Raw genomic sequence first — 17,067 nt, forward strand, 5'->3', positions numbered from 1 at the left:
GCCGACCGACGCCCCCATCATAGATAGTGGCGCTATCAGATAGTGGCTAGTGCCACTATCCATACATTCCCACGGGGGGATCCGTATGTCCTCAGCACACAAGAGCCCGCTCCTGCGGCTTCATCGACCGCTGGTCTGGGTCGCCGTCTCCATGGCCGTCTACGCCCTGGCCTCCGCCGTCGGCATCGTCGTCGACGACCGGATCCTGGTCGGCGTGCCCATCTGGACCAAGCCGTTCAAGTTCTCGGTCTCCTTACTCGCGTACACGCTCTCGCTCGCCTGGATGATCTCGCTGCTGCCCCGCGGCCGCCGGGTCGCCTGGTGGGCCGGAACCGTGGTCGCCGCCACCAGCTCCGCCGAGATGGTGCTCATCACCGTCCAGGTGATCCGCGGCAAGCGAAGTCACTTCAACCACGCCACCCCCTTCGACGACGCCCTCTTCCAGATCATGGGCATCAGCATCCTGATGCTCTGGCTGGCCGCGCTCGTCATCGCGATCCTCCTGCTGCGCGCCAAGATCCTCGACCGGGCGATGGCCTGGGCCGTCCGGCTGTCCTCGCTGATCGCCCTGGCGGGCGCCGGGCTGGGCTTCCTGATGGTCCGTCCGACCCCGGAGCAGCTGGCGGTCGAGAATTCGCCGATCATCGGCGCCCACGCCGTCGGCGTACCGGACGGCGGCCCCTCGATGCCGCTGACCGGCTGGGCGAGCAACGGCGGCGACCTGCGCATACCGCACTTCTTCGGCATGCACGCCCTGCAGCTGATCCCGCTGCTCCTGCTGGTCCTGGCCGCGCTCGCACCGCGCTTCGCCCGCCTCGCTGACGAACGGGTACGGCTCCGGCTCACCCTCACCGCCTCGGCCGCCTACACGGCGACCTTCGTCCTGCTGACCTGGCAGGCCCTGCGCGGCCAGGCCCTGTTCGCACCGGACGGCGCGACGCTGGCGGGGGCGGGGGCGATCGTCCTGCTGGGCGGCGCGGCCGCAGCACTCTCCCTCCGGGGGACCTCCCCCTCCCCCACCCCCTCCTCCCCTCCCTCCCCGTTCCCGCCTGCCCCCGCGCCCGCGCCCTCCGAGGAAGAGATCACTCGATGACAGGCTTCCTCTTCGAGCTGACGTTCCTGCTCGCCGCTCCGGTGTGGCTCCTGATGATCTTCGCGCCGGCGTGGCGGATCACCGAGCGCGTCGCGGCCTCGCCCCTGACCGTGCTGCCGCTCCTGGTGGTCTGGGCGGTCCTGGCAGCCCCGGTCGCACCGGAACTGTGGACGGCGGTCAGCAGCCCCGACCTCGACACCTTCCGCGATCTCATGGCGCTCGCGAACGGGGCCGGTGCGATCTGGGCCCAGGTCATCGCCTGGGACCTGCTGCTCGGTCAGTGGATGTACCGGGAGGCCCGTCGCCTCGCCGTGCCTCCCCTCCTGATGGCTCCCCTGCTGGTCCTGACGATCCTTCTCTCCCCTCTGGGACTGCCCCTGTTCCTGGTGGTCCGCGCGGTGTGGACGAGCCGGGCGGCGCAGCGACGGACCGGGCCCGCACTACCCTGACCGGATGCGAGCCACCGAACGTTCCGTGGGCGCCGTCCTCGGCTCCGCCGTCGGCGACGCCCTCGGCGCCCCTTTCGAGTTCAGGCTCCCGGGGGTCTTCCGGGAGCAGTTCCCCGACGGCGTCGGGGAGTTGTGCGGGGGCGGCGGCTGGGATCCCGGCGAGGCCACGGACGACACGCAGATGGCCGTCCTCCTCGGTGAGTCGCTCCTCGAACGACGCGGCCTCGACCTGCCGGACATCTTCGACCGCTTCCGCCGATGGGCCGCGGCCGACCCCAAGGACATCGGTCTCCAGACCGAGCAGGTCCTGCTCGGCGGTGACCCCTGGGACCTGGCCGCCGCGTTGCACTTCCAGATCAACGCGCGGGCGGCCGGCAACGGTTCGCTGATGCGGGCGTCGACCTCCGCCGTGTACTTCGCGACCCGGGGGCGGGCGGAGACGATGGACGCCGCCCGTCGGATCAGCGCCTTGACCCATGGCGACGGCGCCGCCGGGGAGGGTGTGGCGATCCTCCACGAGCTGGTCCGTGTGGCCCTCCTCGGCGAGGACCCGCTCGCCGCCCTGCCCGCGACCCTCGCCGAGGTGGCGCCGCGGCACCGGGCCCGCTGGGCAACCGTCCTGGCACCCGGCTGGCACCCGGACGACGCCACCGAGTTCAACGGCGCGGTGTGGCCCTGTCTCGCTTCGGCCGTGTGGGCGCTCCGTACGACCGACTCCTTCGAAGGCGCCGTGGCCGCGGCCGTCGACCTCGGTGGGGACACCGACACGGTCGCGGCGGTGACCGGGATGCTCGCCGGCGTCGTGCACGGGGCCGGCGCGATCCCCGCCCGCTGGACCGCCGCCCTCCACGTCCCCCTGCCCGGCTTCGGCGACCGGGTCCTGTCCGCCGACGACCTCCGGGGCCTGGCGACGGCTCTGGCGTCCGGACCGCCGCCCGCCTGACGGAGCTGCTCCGCCCAGCGGACCGGTGGCGGCCTCATCGGCCTTGCCCACGGCCGCTCGGCCGTCTCGGCGGGCCTAAGCGGCCCTCGGCGGCCTCGATCGTGCTTGCTTGAGGTCCGGGCCTCAGCCCCGGGCCCGTACCGTCGCCAGCACGTCGCGGTCCGGCTGCAATGTGAGGCTCGGGACCGGGAGGATCTCCTCGGCGGTGACGTCCAGGTGGTAGCGGCGGGCCAGGACCGCGAGGATCAGGACGGCCTCCACGAGGGCGAACCGGGTGCCGAGGCAGACGCGGGGGCCGCCGCCGAAGGGGAACCAGGCGTACTCGGGTATCTCCTCCGCGGGTTCTCCGTCCCGTTCGATCCAGCGCTCGGGGCGGAAGGCCTCCGCGTCCCCGTACCAGCGGGGGTCGCGGTGGGTGGCCCACTGGCTCGACCAGACCCGGGTGCCGGCCGGGACGGCCGCGCCACCGAGTGTGGCGCCCTCCTTCGCGAGGCCGGTGAGCAGCCAGATCGTGGGGTAGAGGCGGAGGGTCTCCTTGATGACCGCCTGGGTGTAGGTGAGGGAGGCGTAGTCGTCGTAGCCGGGTTCGTGGTCGGCGAGGACCCGGTCGAGTTCCTCGGCGAGGGCGTCGCGGACCTGCGGGTTGCGGGAGAGCAGGTACCAGGTCCAGACGAGCGTGGAGCTCGTGGTCTCGTGGCCGCCGATGTAGAGGGTGACGGTCTCGTCGCGTATCTCCTGGTCGGAGAGGGGCGCGCCGGTCTCGTCGCGGGCCGCGAGGAGGCGGCTGAGAAGGTCGGGGCGGTCGGTGTCACCGTCGCGATGACGGGAGACGACACGGGAGACCTCCGCGTCGATGACGGCGGTGGCGCGTTTGATGCGGGCGCGTCCTGGGGTCGGCAGCCAGTCGGGCAGCACGGCTCCGATGCCGCTGAACTCAGCGCCGATCTCCTTCTGCGCGACGTCCATCGCCTGGCCGATGGCTTCGGCGTCGGCGGCGGTGTCGACGCCGAAGATGGTGCGGACGGCGACGAGTTGGGTGAGGGCCGCCATCTCCTTCTTGATGTCGATGTGCTGCCCGTCGGCCCATCGGTCGGCGAGGGCGACGGCGCATTCGGACATGGTCGCCGCGTAGGACCGGACCTGTTTCGGCCGGACGGAGGGCTGCACGAGGGAGCGCTTGCGCCGCCAGTCGGCTCCCTTGGAGACGATGACGCCGTTGCCGAGGAGGGTGCGGAAGGCGATGCCGAGGTCGGGCTGGTCGAAGGTGCCTTCGACCTCGGTGAGGAGTTCGCCGACGGTGTCGGGGTGGGCGATGAAGAGGGAGGGTTTGCGGCCGAAGCGCCAGCGGACGATGTCGCCGCGGTCCCGGAGCTGCTCGAAGAAGGCCAGCGGGTTCTTTCCGAAGGCGGGCAGGCTGCCGAGGAGGGGCACGCCCCGCGGCCCGTCGACGACGACCGGAGTCGCGGCCCGCGCCGCTGCCGGAGCGTCCGCCAGCGCGTCTGATGACGCGTCAGACGGCATCCCCGAAAGCGCGCCCGTCGGCCCGCCCGGAGACGCTTCCAAGGGCGCGTCCGCCGGTTGTCCCTCGCCCTGTTCTCCGGCGCTCGATCGGCCCTCGCCCTGCGCCCCCGCGTGCGGATGACCGGCTTGCGTGGTCATGTACATCCCTCCCCAACTGGCCTTCCCTGCTTGCGAGTCCATGCAATCGGAACGGCCTCGCCCGCGCCACCCCTGTGGACGACGGCCTGTGGACAACGACTGCACCAACGGCCCGGTATGACCATCGGACCACCGAAGAAGGCTCTGAGAAGGCCCTGAGAAGGCTGGCTTCAAGAGGCTCAGGAAAGGCCGGGTGCCCGTGGCGTGATCGCCACGGGCAGCCGGCCTGTGCAGGAGGGGATCGGGGCCGTCAGCCCACCGAGCTGTAGGCGACGACACCCCGCAGCAGCGCGTCCACGGCCTTGCGGGCGTTCTTGGCGACGGTGCTGTTCTCCCTGGGCGCCGCCGCCGCGATCTGCCCGAGGACGTCGATGACCTGCTTGCACCAGCGGACGAAGTCGCCGGCCGGCATCTCGGCCTCGCGCAGCACCTCGTCGAGGCTCTTGTCGGAGGCCCACTGGTAGGCGGCCCAGGCGAATCCGAGGTCGGGTTCGCGCTGGCCGACCCCCTCCGCCTGGTTGATCTTGAATTCCTCTTCGAGGGCGTCGAGCCGGCCCCAGATCCTGACCATCTCGCCGAGCGCCGCCTTGGCGTTGCCCGCGGGCAGCTTGGGGGCGACGGCGTCGTCGGACTGACGTGCCTCGAACACCAACGCCGAGACGCAGGCCGCGAGTTCGGCCGGGTTCAGGCCCTCCCAGACTCCGTCGCGGAGGCATTCGCTGGCCAGCAGGTCGAGTTCGCCGTAGAGCCGGGCGAGCCGCTTGCCGTTCTCCGTGACCTCGTTGCCGCGCAGGTAGTCGAGCTCGGTGAGGAGGGCGACGATCCGGTCGAAGGTGCGCGCGATGGTGTTGGTGCGGCCCTCGATGCGCCGCTCCAGCTGCTGGGTGTCGCGCTGGAGGCGGTGGTAGCGCTCGGCCCAGCGGGCGTGGTCCTCGCGCTCGTCGCAGCCGTGGCAGGGATGGGCGCGGATCTCGGAGCGCAGCCGGGCGATCTCGCGGTCGTCGGCGGCGGCGGAGCGCTGCTTGTGGTGGCGCTCGGGGTTGATGTGTCCGGCCTTGCTCCGCAGGGCGGAGGCGAGGTCGCGGCGGGACTGCGGGGAGCGCGGGTTGAAGGACTTGGGGATCCGCATCCGCTCCAGGGCCTCGACCGGGACGGGGAAGTCGATGGAGGCGAGCCTCTTGACCTGCCGTTCGGCGGTGAGGACGAGGGGGCGGGGCCCGTCGTGGTGCTCGAAGCCGCGGTGGCCGTTGGTGCGGCCGGCCGGGATGCCCGGGTCGAGGACGAGGGCGAGTCCGGCGAACTTGCCGGTGGGGACGTGGATGACGTCGCCGGGCTTGAGCTTCTCCAGGGAGCCGGCGGCCTGGGCGCGGCGCTGGGCGGCGCCCTGGCGGGCCAGTTCGGTCTCGCGGTCCTTGAGGTCGCGGCGGAGCCGCGCGTACTCCTCGAAGTCTCCGAGGTGGCAGGTCATGCCCTCGCGGTAGCCTTCGAGGCCCTCCTCGTTCTTCTGCACCTGCCGGGAGATGCCGACGACGGAGCGGTCGGCCTGGAACTGGGCGAAGGACGTTTCGAGGAGCTCGCGGGAGCGGTGCCGGCCGAAGCCTTCGACGAGGTTGACCGCCATGTTGTACGAGGGCTTGAAGCTGGAGCGCAGCGGGTAGGTGCGCGTGCCGGCGAGGCCGGCGAGGTGGTCCGGGTCGAGGCCGCGCTGCCAGAGGACGACGGCGTGGCCTTCGACGTCGATGCCGCGGCGTCCGGCCCGGCCGGTGAGCTGGGTGTACTCGCCGGGGGTGATGTCGGCGTGCTGCTCGCCGTTCCACTTGACGAGCTTCTCCAGGATGACGGTGCGCGCGGGCATGTTGATGCCCAGGGCGAGCGTCTCGGTGGCGAAGACGGCCTTGACGAGGCCCTTCACGAAGAGGTCCTCGACGACCTCCTTGAAGGTCGGGAGCATGCCGGCGTGGTGGGCGGCGATGCCGCGTTCCAGCGCTTCGAGCCATTCGTAGTAGCCGAGGACGTGGAGGTCCTCGGTGGGGATGGCGGCGGTGCGCTCCTCGACGATCTCGCGGACGCGGCGGCGTCCCTCGTCGTCGTTGAGCCGGAGTCCGGCGTAGAGGCACTGCTGGACGGCGGCCTCGCAGCCGGCGCGGCTGAAGATGAAGGTGATGGCGGGCAGGAGCCCTTCGGCGTCGAGGCGCTCGATGACCTCGGGGCGGCCGGGGGTCCAGATGCGGGAGCGCTGGCGGCGCTCGCGCTCGCGGTCGGCCTCGCGGACCATCTTGCCGCGGCGGCGGTCGCGCGGGTTGTACGTGCGCGTGTTCTCCGTGCGGGCGAGTCGCTGGAGGTCGGGGTTGACCTCGCGGCGGGAGGCGCCGCGGCCGCCGTGGTCGGTCTCCTCCTCGAAGAGGTCGTACATCCGGCGTCCGGCGAGGACGTGCTGCCAGAGGGGGACGGGGCGGCTCTCGGAGACGATGACCTCGGTGTCGCCGCGGACGGTGTCGAGCCAGTCGCCGAACTCCTCGGCGTTGGACACGGTCGCGGAGAGTGAGACGAGGGTGACCGATTCGGGGAGGTGGATGATCACTTCCTCCCAGACGGCGCCGCGGAAGCGGTCGGAGAGGTAGTGGACCTCGTCCATGACCACGTAGCCGAGGCCGGAGAGGGCCTGGGACCCCGCGTACAGCATGTTGCGGAGGACTTCGGTGGTCATGACCACGATCGGCGCGTCGCCGTTGACGCTGTTGTCGCCGGTGAGCAGGCCGACCTTGTCGTTGCCGTAGCGCCGGACGAGGTCGGCGTACTTCTGGTTCGACAGCGCCTTGATCGGCGTCGTGTAGAAGCACTTGCGGCCCTGGTTCAGGGCGAGGTGGACGGCGAACTCGCCGACGATGGTCTTGCCGGAGCCCGTGGGCGCGGCGACGAGCACGCCCTTGCCCGCTTCGAGGGCCTGGCATGCCTCGATCTGGAAGGGGTCCAGACCGAACTCGTACATCTCGCGGAAGGGGGCCAGCGCGGTGGCCGCATCGGCGTTGCGGGCACGGGCGGCCGCGTACGCCTCGGCTGGTGTGAGGTCCTCTGTCATCTTGTTCTCGAGCCTACCCGCCGCCTGTGACAGTGACGCGATCTTTATCGAGGGGATGTGGAGGGGTCCGCTCCGGGGTCTTCGCGGGGTGCCGGGGCGAGGACGCGGAGGGCGCCGGGGACGCAGCTCACGGTGAGGGGGAGGCTGCCGAGGGGCTCGCCGTCGGCGTATCCGGTGGTGTCGGGGGCTTCGAGGGTGAGGGAGCGGACCCGGTACGTGGTGACCTTCGGGTGGCTGAGATGGGTGCCCTTGTAGACACGGGGGAAGACCTTGATCAGGGTCCTGCGGTCGCAGTCGCCGACGACGGTGACGTCGAGGAGTCCGTCGTCGAGGCGGGCGTCGGCGCAGATCCGCATGCCGCCGCCGTACGAGCTGCCGTTGCCGACGGCGACGAGGGTGGCGTCGGTCTCGACGACCCGCCCGTCGTCGAGGGTGAGGCGGTACGGGACGGGGCGGAAGCCGGCGAGCTCGGCGAGGATCGCGAGGTCGTAGGTGAAGCGTCCGGCGCGGAGGCGCATGCGGTTGCCCCGGTCGTTGACGCGGGAGTCGAACCCGGAGGCGAGGACGGTGCCGTACCAGCGGCCGGTCCCGGATCCCCCGGCGGTGTCTCCGGCGCCGGCGATGTCCCTGCCCCGGGCCACGTCTCCGCCCCCGCCCGTGTCCCCGGCTCCGGCCGTGTCCCCGCCGGTGCCGATCCGTCCCAGGTCGACGGCCCGGGCGCCCGTCGTCCCGAGGATCCGCGCCGTGACGCGCGCGGCGGCGGCCGGGTCGCCGAGGGGCAGGCCGAGAGCGCGGGCGAAGTCGTTGCCGGTGCCGGCGGGGATGATCCCGAGCGGGGTACGGGTCCCGGCGACCGCCCGGAGCGCGAGGGCGACCATTCCGTCGCCGCCGACGACGACCAGGGCGCCGGTGCCCGCCGCGACCGCCTCGCGGGCGCGCCGCAGGGCGTCGTCGGCGGTGTGCCCGAGGACGGTGCGGACGGAGAAGCCCGCGTCCCGAAGGGCGCGGGCGGCGGGCTGGGCGGCATGGGAGCCGCGGCCGCGGCCCGCGGTGGGGTTCACGAAGAGGGTGAGCTCGCTGGTCATGGGGTCCCCCCGGACGAAGTCTGGGGGGACCCTACAAGCTCAGGTGATGTCGTCGTAACCGTTGGCGCGCTGCACGGCCGAACCGCCGTGTTCGCCGGTGGCCTGCTCGGGCAGGGCGCGGGGAGCGCCGACCGGCTCGATGGCGCCGACGGCCTGCGGCGTCAGGTCCAGCACCGAGGCCTCGTCGTCGTCGAGCTCGGCGTCGGGGTTGTTGCGCCTGCGCCGCCGGTCGTTGAGGAGGGAGAAGCCGACGGCACCGAAGTACAGGACGGTGACGGGTCCCGCGAGGGCGATCATGCCGACGGGGTCGGTGGTCGGGGTGATGACGGCGCCGAAGATGAAGACGCCCATGATCACGCCGCGCCACCAGCCGGCCATCCGGCGGCCCGTGAGGACGCCGGTGAGGTTGAGCATCACCAGGATCAGCGGCAGCTCGAAGGCCAGGCCGAAGACGAGCACCATGCGCAGGGTGAAGTCGAGGACGTCAGCGAGCGAGAGGAGGTTCTGGGCCCCGTCGGGCGTGAGGCTGATGAGGACCTTCACGCTGATGGGGAGGATCTTGTACGCGAGGTAGGCACCGGCCGCGAAGAGCGGGACGGCCGCGCCGACGAAGGCGTACGTGTACTTCTTCTCGCTCTTGTGCAGCCCGGGCGCGATGAAGGCCCACAGCTGGTAGAGCCACACGGGGCTCGCGACGACCAGGCCCACGGTCAGGGAGATCTGGATCGTCGTGCTGAAGGGAGCCGTCAGCGTGGCGAAGGTGACCTCGGCGCAGTTGCCGCCGCTGCTCTTGACGCCCGGTGGGCACTTGGGCACCGACTTCTGCAGGAAAACCAGCAGCTCCTCGCTGTACACGAGGGCGACGATCGTCACCGCGACGATGGCGAGGAGGCCCTTCGCCATGCGGTTGCGGAGTTCACGCAGGTGCTCCACGAGGGGCATACGGCCCTCGGGATCTTTGTCCTGCTTGCGGGCAGACTTGGGCAACCCACGTCCTCATCTCATGCGGCAGGCCGCCGCACGGTGCGGCGGCCGCGGCGGACCGGGTCAGCGCTTGGTGGTGTCCGAGGGCTCGGTCACGGGACGTGCGCTGGTCACGTCACCGGGAGCGGCCTGGATGGTGCGCGGTGCGGGCTCCTGGGCGGCGGCGGTGCCGGTGCCGGGGTGCGGCGGGTCGGCGGGGGCGCTCTGCTGGTCGTCCGACTTCATCGCCTTGGCCTCGCTCTTGAGGATGCGGGCCGACTTGCCGAGCGAGCGGGCCATGTCCGGGAGCTTCTTGGCGCCGAACAGCAGGATGATGACGACGAGGATGAGAATGATCTCGGTGGGGCCGAGCCTACCCATAGCTGTTTACCTTCTTCACCGAGGCGACATGGAGTGCAGTGCCCGGCGGGTCGGACAGGTGTCCGGCCACCGCGCTGTCTGCGATCGTAACCCGCAGGAGTAAACGCAGGGCAATGCCCTTGCATACTCCCGATTGCGTCCCGCGCGCCCGGTTCAGGGCCGCTTCACGCAGGGTACGGCACGGGATCAGCGCAGCGACTCGCCCGTGCGGGCCAGACCGACGGCCGCCGTTTCGAGGTCGTCGGCGGCCTGGCTGATCCGCTCTGTGGTGTGGGCCACTTGACGGCCGAGGCGCTGGACCTCGACGAAGACCCTGATGGCGAGGACGCCGAGGACGGCGATGCCGAGGAAGCCGAGGGCGATGGCGAGCATGGGCCAGAACATGTGCTGAGCCTAGACGTTGGGCGCGGCGGACCCGGGGCCGGGCCGCGGCCCGGTCCTCTGTGCTCGGTCCTCTGCGCTCGGTTCACGCTGCTCGGTTCCCGGTTCCCGGTTCGCGGTTCGCGGTTCGCGGTTCGCGGTTCGCGGTCGCGGTCGCGGTTCAGACAGTCGTGTGGAGCCGCAGGGTCCGGACGCCGCCGCCGGTGAGGAGTTCGACGATGCGCTCGCCTGCGGGCTTGCGGACGGAGCTGCCGCACTCGGGGCAGGTGAAGGAGTAGAAGGTGGTACGGCGGCTGGCCCCGATGGCGAGGCGCAGGGAGCTCGCGGAGAGCTCGCAGCGGGAGCGGCAGTCGGGGCAGGCGGCCTTGAAGAGGACCGGGGCGATCGTCGCCGTAAGATCGTGGATCACGGACATTTCCCTCATCTCTCTGCTCCCGCACCTCGCGCGGCGCGCGTCGCGCAGCGCGCACGTCCGCAGGCGCGGCTTCTCCGTCCTTGCCCGCTCCGGCGTGTCGGGCCGGTGACCGCACCGGTCACCGCACCCGTCGCACCGCCGGCCCGCGGCCGGTCACCCCGTCTGTCACAGCGTCCCCCGGGCGGGGAACGTCACTCGCCCTCGTACGCGGCGAGCGCGGCGGCCGCCGCCGTCCTGGCGTTGTCGGCGAGCTCCGGCGGCGCGGCGATCCGGCCGTCGCTGCCCAGCCGCAGCGCCAGCCGGCGCAGCGAGGCCGGGTCCGGCGTCCGCAGCGTGATCCGCAGCCCGCCGTCGGGCAGCTCCTCGGCCCGGTCGTGCGGGTAGTACTCGGCGACCCAGCGCCCGCCGGGGCCGACCTCGACGACGACCTCGGGGTCGTCCGCGGAGGGCTGGACCAGACCCGCGGAGAGGTCGCGCAGCTCGAGCTCGGGCGGTGCCGCGTGCTCGTCGAGGATGCGGATCTCGGCCACGCGGTCGAGGCGGAAGGTGCGGCGCGCCTCGGAGAGCCGGCACCACGCCTCCATGTAGGTGTGGCCGACGGCGAAGAGCCGGATCGGGTCCACCTCGCGCTCGGTGAGCTCGTCGCGGGCGGGCGAGTAGTAGCGGACCCAGAGGCGACGGCGCTCGGAGATCGCCCGGTCGACCTCGGCGAAGACGCCGCCCTCGGACTCGAAGGTCACCGAGAGCCGGGAGCTGGCCCCGGCGGCCTCGCCCGCGGCGGCCTCCAGCTTGGCGGTGGCCCGCAGCAGCGCCTCGCGGTCGCTCTCCCGGAGCCCGGGGAGGGTGGCGACGGCGCGGGCTGCGACAAGCAGGGCGGTCGCCTCGTCGGCGGCGAGCCGGAGCGGTGCGGCGACGTCGTCCGGGTTGTGCCACCAGATCCGGTCGCCGTCGGTGTCGATGTCGAGGAGGTCTCCGCCGCGGAAGCTGGTGCCGCACATGGGCAGCACGTCCAGGTCGGAGATCAGCTCGTCCTCGGTGATCCCGAAGGCGCGGGCGACATCGGCGACGTGGGCGCCGGGGCGCTCACGGAGATAGGTGACGAGCGAGAGCATCCGCCTCGTCTGGTCGATCGCGTTGGCAGCCATGCGGTACGTCTCCCCCTCAGCCCTTGGCCACGGCGCGCAGCCGGTCCACCACGTCGGCCCGCAGATCGGCCGGTTCCAGTACGACGACATCGGGTCCGAACTCGACGAGCCAGGCGTCGAGGCCGTGCCCGTACGGGATCTCCAGCTCGTCCCAGCCGTCGGCGCCCTCGGTCAGGGACTGGGCGCGGGCGCGCAGCGGGTAGCCGCAGCCGGTGCGCAGCCGGATCCGGGCGGAGCGGGTGGCGGTCTCGCCGGCCCAGCTCTCCACGGTCTCGCGGACGGTGACGACGTCGGGCACGGGCGCGGTGAAGGCTCCGGCGCGGGAGCGGACCTTGCCGGTGATGCGGGAGAGCCGGAAGACGCGCTCGGCTCCGCGGTCGCGGTCCCAGCCGGCCAGGTACCAGTGGCCGCGCCAGCATTCGAGGGTCCAGGGCTCGACCTGGCGGGCCTCGGGGCGGGCGGCGTTGGCCTTGCGGTAGTCGAAGGAGACGGGCCGCCGGTCGCGGCAGGCCAGCATCAGCGGTTCGAAGGCGGCCTCGTGGACGGGGATACGCGGTTCGAGGGCGCTGGGCTGGGTGTCGTACGAGTCCTCGGCCTCCGGCATGCCGGCGGCGCGGAGCTTCTGCAGGGCGCCGCTGGCGGCACCGGCGAGGCGGGCCTGCTGCCAGACCTTGGCAGCCAGGCCGAGGGCGGCTGCCTCCTCGGCGTCCAGGGTGATGGGCGGCAGCCGGTTGGAGTCGCGGCGGGCGAGGTAGCCGGTCTCGCCCTCCAGGTTCTCGACGGTCTCGATGACGAGGCCGAGCTCGCGGAGGTCGTCCTTGTCGCGCTCGAACATGCGGTTGAAGGCATCGTCGCCGCTCGCTTCGAGGTAGGCCTCGATGGAGCCGCGGAGCTCCCGCTTGCTCAAGGGGCGGCGTGTCCCGAGCAGGCACAGCGCGAGATTCATCAGCCGCTCGGACTTGGCAATCGCCATCGACGCCCCGTACCCCTTCGCCGTTCCACTTCTCGGACGTCCGACCGTACCGCCCCGGGGTGTCGGGACCAAAGCCGGGACCGAAGCCCGGACGGGGGCTGGACCCACGCAGGGACCGCGGCCCGGACGGGGGCTTGCACCGACGCCCCGACCCGGGCCCGGACCGCAGCCCGACCCGGGCCGGATCGGAGCCTGATCCCGCGCCGGGCCGGGGCATGCCCGAGGGCCCCCGCCGGGAACGGCGGGGGCCCTCGGAGCGACCGGAACCCGGTCGGGGTGCGCGGGTCAGCGCTTGGTGACGCCCACGAGGTCGCAGACGAAGATCAGCGTCTCGCCCGGGGCGATCTTGCCGCCGGCGCCGCGGTCGCCGTAGGCGAGGTGCGCGGGGATGACCAGCTGGCGGCGGCCGCCGACCTTCATGCCCTGGACGCCCTGGTCCCAGCCCTGGATGACCTGACCGGCGCCGAGGTGGAAGTCGAGCGGGGCGCCGCGGTTCCAGGAGGCGTCGAACTCCTCGCCGGAGTCGAAGGACACACCGACGTAGTGGACCTTCACGAAGTCACCGGCTTCGGCGAGGTCGCCGTCGCCCTCCCAGAGGTCCTTGATCTCCAGGTCCTTCGGCGGCTCGCCACCCGGGAAGTCGATCTCGGGCTTCTCGATGCTCACTGAACTGCTCCTCATGCTGATGAACTGCGTGATCGGGACAGTCTTACACCTTCGTGAGGATGTCCACGGCGAAGACGAGGGTGGAGTTCTTCGGGATGCCCTGCTGCTCCTTGTCGCCGAACGCCTCGGACGGCGGCGCGACGATGAGGACGCGGCTGCCGACCTTCTTGCCGACGAGGCCGTCCTTCAGACCCTTCAGCGTGAGCTGCGCGAGCGGGAAGTTCGCGGGCTTGCCCGAGGTGTACGTCGAGTCGAAGACCTTGCCGTCCTTCCACAGGGCGGCGACGTAGTTCACGACGACCGTGTCGGTGGCGGTCACGGCGTCGCCCTTGGCCTCGAGGATGTAGTTCGAGACGAGCTTGGTCGGCGGGTCGACCTTGGGGACCGTGAGCGAGGGGGCCTTGCCGTCGGTGTTCGTGCCGACCTTCGGCAGGTCCTTGTTGTCCTGGGCGACCGGGGTGCCGGTGGCGGACTTGGGGATCGTGACGGCCTTCAGGATGTCCACGACGAAGACGAGGGTGGCGTTCGGCTTGATGCTGGGCGGCGAGCCCTTCTCGCCGTAGCCGAGCTCCGGCGGGATGCCGACCTCGATGCGGCTGCCGACCTTCTGGCCTTCGAGGGCCTGCTCCCAGCCCTTGATGACCTGGCCCTCGCCCAGCGTCACGCTGAAGGGCTGGCCGCGGTCGAAGCTGTTGTCGAAGGGGGTGGTGGAGTCCCAGGCCTGACCCAGGTAGTTCACCGAGAGCGCGTCGCCCTTCTTCGTCACCGCGCCCTTGCCCTCGCTGATGACGTTGACCTTGAGTTCCTTGGGCGGGTCGCCCTCGCCCTTGGCGAGGGTCGGCTTCTCGCCGAACTTGGCCCCCGCGGTGATGGCGGGCAGCCCGTTCGTCATCGAAGCGGAATCGGAGCCCTTGTCGTCGCTGCCGCACGCCGCTGTGGAGAGCAGCAGCAGCGGGACGACGAGAAGGCCGGCAAGTCGGCGCACGTGTTCCTCAGATCTCAGACGGCACAGTAGTTGTCCCGACACTCTAGGGGACCCTCCTGTCACGTCGAGGGCCCCGCACGCCAAACGTGCGGGGCCCACATCGCCGGTACGACCGGCCTACATTCCGGCGATCAGCTTTTCGACGCGGTCGTCGACGGAGCGGAACGGGTCCTTGCACAACACCGTGCGCTGCGCCTGGTCGTTCAGCTTGAGGTGGACCCAGTCGACGGTGAAGTCCCGCCGCTGCTCCTGGGCGCGGCGGATGAAGTCGCCGCGGAGCCGGGCCCGAGTGGTCTGCGGGGGCACCGACTTGCCCTCGAAGATCTTCATGTCGTTGCAGATCCGGGCCGCCTGGCCGTTCTTCTGCAGCAGGTAGTACAGCCCACGACGGCGGTGGATGTCGTGGTAGGCGAGGTCTATCTGCGCGACCCTCGGGTTCGACATGGTCATGTTGTGCTTGGCCCGGTAGCGCTCGATGAGCCGGTGCTTCATGACCCAGTCGATCTCGGTCTCGATCCTGTCGAGCCGCTCGCTCTCGATCGCGTCGAGCGTGCGGCCCCACAGCTCCAGGACCTGGGCGACCGTGCCGTTCCTGATGCCTCGGCGGTCGACGAAGTCGACGGCCTTCTCGTAGTACTCGCGCTGGACCTCCAGGGCGGAGGCCTCGCGGCCGCTGGCGAGCCGGACCTTGCGCTGTCCGGTGATGTCGTGGCTGACCTCGCGGATGGCCCGGATCGGGTTCTCCAGGGTCAGGTCGCGCATCACGGTGCCGGCCTCGATCATGCGGAGGACCAGGTCGGTGGCGCCGACCTTGAGGAGCATGGTCGTCTCGGACATGTTCGAGTCGCCGACGATGACGTGGAGCCGGCGGTAGCGCTCGGCGTCCGCGTGCGGTTCGTCACGGGTGTTGATGATGGGGCGTGAGCGGGTGGTCGCGGAGCTGACGCCCTCCCAGATGTGCTCGGCGCGCTGGGAGACGCAGAACACCGCTCCGCGCGGGGTCTGGAGGACCTTTCCCGCGCCGCAGATGAGCTGCCGGGTGACCAGGAACGGAATGAGGATGTCCGCGAGCCGGGAGAACTCTCCGTGGCGGGCGACGAGATAGTTCTCGTGGCAGCCGTAGGAGTTTCCTGCCGAGTCGGTGTTGTTCTTGAAGAGGTAGACGTCGCCCGCGATTCCCTCCTCGTGCAGGCGGCGTTCGGCGTCGACGAGCAGGCCCTCGAGAATGCGCTCACCGGCCTTGTCGTGGGTGACCAGTTCGGTCACGTTGTCGCATTCCGGTGTGGCGTATTCCGGATGCGATCCCACGTCGAGGTACAGGCGGGCGCCGTTCCGCAGGAAGACATTGCTGCTGCGGCCCCATGACACGACACGGCGGAAGAGGTAGCGCGCCACTTCGTCAGGAGACAGTCGGCGCTGTCCCCTGAACGTGCACGTGACGCCGTACTCGTTCTCCAGCCCGAAAATGCGGCGGTCCATGTCTGAACATTACGCCTGACGGCCTGTGCTGAAACCGGGTTGGACGTTCCCGTTTCGATCATTTTCCGATCAGTGCGTGTTCTTTTCCGTGTGTACGGAGGTGGGGACGGCCGCACCGACGGCGTGTCGCGGCTCGGCCCCGGGCGTTTCGGGGGCCGCGGGCACGTGCAGGACACGGCCGGTGGCGAGCAGGACGAGGAGGGCGGCGACGCCGCCCGCCCCGGCGACGGCGAATCCGGCGACCGTCCCGGCGAGTTCGACGGCGGGGCCCGCCGCGGCGGAGCCGAGGGCGGAGCCGACGCCGAAGGTGGTGACGAGCCAGGAGAAGGCCTCGGTGACCGTGCCGCGCGGCGCGTGCCGGTCCACGACGATGAACGCGCAGGCGAGGACCGGCGCCAGGAAGACGCCGGCGAGGGCCGCGAGGGCGCTCATGGCGACGGGGCCGGGGGTGAGCACCAGCGGCAGGTAGCAGACGGCCAGGAGGAGCACGAGGACGCGCAGTCGCCGCTCGGGGGCTCCGGACCACTGCCGGGCGCCGTAGGTGACACCGCCGACGAGCGCGCCGAGGCCGAGCGCGGCCATCAGCCAGCCGTAGACGGACGGGGTGCCCCGGTCGTCGGCGTACGCGACGGCGGCGACAGTGATGGAGCCGAGCGCGAGGCCGACGAAGAAGAACGAGCCCAGCAGGGCGAGCAGGCCCGGGGAGCGCAGGGCGCCCAGCCAGTGGGCCTCCCGGGGCGCGGAGCGCCAGGCGCGGGAAGGCTCGGAGAGGACGACGGCGAGGGCGCCGAGGACGCCGAGGAGGTTGATGACGAGGAGGGCGGCGGCGGGCGACCAGAGGGAGACCAGGAGGGTCAGCAGCAGCGGGCCGACGGTGAACATGACCTCCTGCGCGACCGCGTCCATGGCGTACGCGCGGTGGACCCGGTCCTCGCGGCCGAGGACGCTCGGCCACAGGGCCCGCAGACCGCCCTCCAGGGGCGGTGTGAAGAGTCCGGCGACGACGACGGCCACGTAGGCGAGGCCGAGGTGGCCGATGCCGGTGAGGGCGAGCAGGGCCATGCCGAGGGCGGAGAGGACCGCGGCGGGCAGCTGGACACGGGGCTGGCCCTTCAGGTCGACGGCGCGGCCGAGGAGGGGCTGGCCGACGGCGGTCGCGACGCCGTAGGCGGCGATGAGGCCGCCGGCCAGGGTGTAGCTGCCGCCCTGGTCGCGGACGAAGAGGGTGAGGGCGATGGGGCCGACGCCGTTGGGCAGGCGCCCCACGAGGGTGCCGGCGAGCAGCCGGGCCGCGTGCGGCGCCCGGAGTATGTCGAGATAGCCGCCTCGCGCCGGGGCCTCGGTGGCCATGTGGTCTCCCCTCGCCTCGGA

16 protein-coding genes are annotated in these 17,067 nt (G+C 71.6%); 3 read left to right on the forward strand and 13 right to left on the reverse strand.

What is annotated here, in order from left to right; genetic code table 11:
• Positions 1 to 85 precede the first annotated feature (85 nt).
• From AMK27_RS29795 to AMK27_RS29805, 3 genes are read left to right on the forward strand one after another with little or no spacing between them, the layout of a single operon-like run.
• Entirely contained in the window at positions 86 to 1,093 is a 1,008-nt protein-coding gene (locus AMK27_RS29795) for a hypothetical protein (RefSeq protein WP_073915007.1), read from the forward strand.
• A complete protein-coding gene (locus AMK27_RS29800; RefSeq protein ID WP_073915010.1) occupies positions 1,090 to 1,542 on the forward strand; it encodes an ABA4-like family protein in 453 nt (150 codons plus the stop codon). Before AMK27_RS29795 ends, AMK27_RS29800 begins: the two co-directional genes overlap by 4 nt.
• A 4-nt stretch (positions 1,543 to 1,546) precedes the next feature.
• A complete protein-coding gene (locus AMK27_RS29805; protein ID WP_073915013.1) occupies positions 1,547 to 2,485 on the forward strand; it encodes an ADP-ribosylglycohydrolase family protein in 939 nt (312 codons plus the stop codon).
• A 123-nt stretch (positions 2,486 to 2,608) separates the two neighbouring features.
• Here AMK27_RS29805 and AMK27_RS29810 read toward each other — a convergent pair whose 3' ends face one another.
• The 13 genes from AMK27_RS29810 to AMK27_RS29870 form a co-directional block, all read right to left on the reverse strand.
• Positions 2,609 to 4,006 carry a cytochrome P450 gene (locus AMK27_RS29810; RefSeq protein WP_241847645.1) on the reverse strand — a complete coding sequence of 466 codons (1,398 nt, stop codon included), beginning with the start codon at positions 4,004 to 4,006 and terminating at the stop codon, positions 2,609 to 2,611.
• A 388-nt stretch (positions 4,007 to 4,394) separates the two neighbouring features.
• Positions 4,395 to 7,223 carry a DEAD/DEAH box helicase gene (locus AMK27_RS29815; RefSeq protein ID WP_073915017.1) on the reverse strand — a complete coding sequence of 943 codons (2,829 nt, stop codon included), beginning with the start codon at positions 7,221 to 7,223 and terminating at the stop codon, positions 4,395 to 4,397.
• A gap of 44 nt (positions 7,224 to 7,267) precedes the next feature.
• Positions 7,268 to 8,308 (reverse strand): diacylglycerol kinase family protein, encoded by a 1,041-nt coding sequence (locus AMK27_RS29820; protein WP_073915020.1) that lies wholly within the window; start codon positions 8,306 to 8,308, stop codon positions 7,268 to 7,270.
• 39 nt (positions 8,309 to 8,347) lie between these two features.
• The gene (gene tatC / locus AMK27_RS29825; protein WP_073915023.1) at positions 8,348 to 9,250 is read right to left on the reverse strand and encodes a twin-arginine translocase subunit TatC; all 903 of its coding nucleotides are present in this window, start codon (positions 9,248 to 9,250) and stop codon (positions 8,348 to 8,350) included.
• 105 nt (positions 9,251 to 9,355) lie between these two features.
• The gene (gene tatA / locus AMK27_RS29830; protein WP_073915026.1) at positions 9,356 to 9,652 is read right to left on the reverse strand and encodes a Sec-independent protein translocase subunit TatA; all 297 of its coding nucleotides are present in this window, start codon (positions 9,650 to 9,652) and stop codon (positions 9,356 to 9,358) included.
• Between the two features lie 186 nt (positions 9,653 to 9,838).
• Positions 9,839 to 10,036 carry a hypothetical protein gene (locus AMK27_RS29835; RefSeq protein WP_073915029.1) on the reverse strand — a complete coding sequence of 66 codons (198 nt, stop codon included), beginning with the start codon at positions 10,034 to 10,036 and terminating at the stop codon, positions 9,839 to 9,841.
• A gap of 157 nt (positions 10,037 to 10,193) precedes the next feature.
• Entirely contained in the window at positions 10,194 to 10,457 is a 264-nt protein-coding gene (locus tag AMK27_RS29840) for a hypothetical protein (RefSeq protein WP_073915032.1), read from the reverse strand.
• Positions 10,458 to 10,639: 182 nt separating this feature from the next.
• Entirely contained in the window at positions 10,640 to 11,593 is a 954-nt protein-coding gene (locus AMK27_RS29845) for a helix-turn-helix transcriptional regulator (RefSeq protein WP_073915034.1), read from the reverse strand.
• Positions 11,594 to 11,609: 16 nt separating this feature from the next.
• A complete protein-coding gene (locus AMK27_RS29850; protein ID WP_073915037.1) occupies positions 11,610 to 12,566 on the reverse strand; it encodes a helix-turn-helix transcriptional regulator in 957 nt (318 codons plus the stop codon).
• 285 nt (positions 12,567 to 12,851) lie between these two features.
• Positions 12,852 to 13,232, reverse strand: a complete 381-nt coding sequence (locus tag AMK27_RS29855; RefSeq protein ID WP_073915041.1) for an FKBP-type peptidyl-prolyl cis-trans isomerase — start codon at positions 13,230 to 13,232, stop codon at positions 12,852 to 12,854.
• Positions 13,233 to 13,275: 43 nt separating this feature from the next.
• The gene (locus AMK27_RS29860; RefSeq protein ID WP_073915043.1) at positions 13,276 to 14,217 is read right to left on the reverse strand and encodes an FKBP-type peptidyl-prolyl cis-trans isomerase; all 942 of its coding nucleotides are present in this window, start codon (positions 14,215 to 14,217) and stop codon (positions 13,276 to 13,278) included.
• A 117-nt stretch (positions 14,218 to 14,334) separates the two neighbouring features.
• Entirely contained in the window at positions 14,335 to 15,696 is a 1,362-nt protein-coding gene (gene pafA / locus AMK27_RS29865) for a Pup--protein ligase (protein ID WP_055598404.1), read from the reverse strand.
• A gap of 69 nt (positions 15,697 to 15,765) precedes the next feature.
• A complete protein-coding gene (locus tag AMK27_RS29870; RefSeq protein ID WP_073915046.1) occupies positions 15,766 to 17,046 on the reverse strand; it encodes an MFS transporter in 1,281 nt (426 codons plus the stop codon).
• Positions 17,047 to 17,067 lie beyond the last annotated feature (21 nt).

Source organism: Streptomyces sp. CB02009 (assembly GCF_001905825.1).
Lineage (GTDB): Bacteria > Actinomycetota > Actinomycetes > Streptomycetales > Streptomycetaceae > Streptomyces.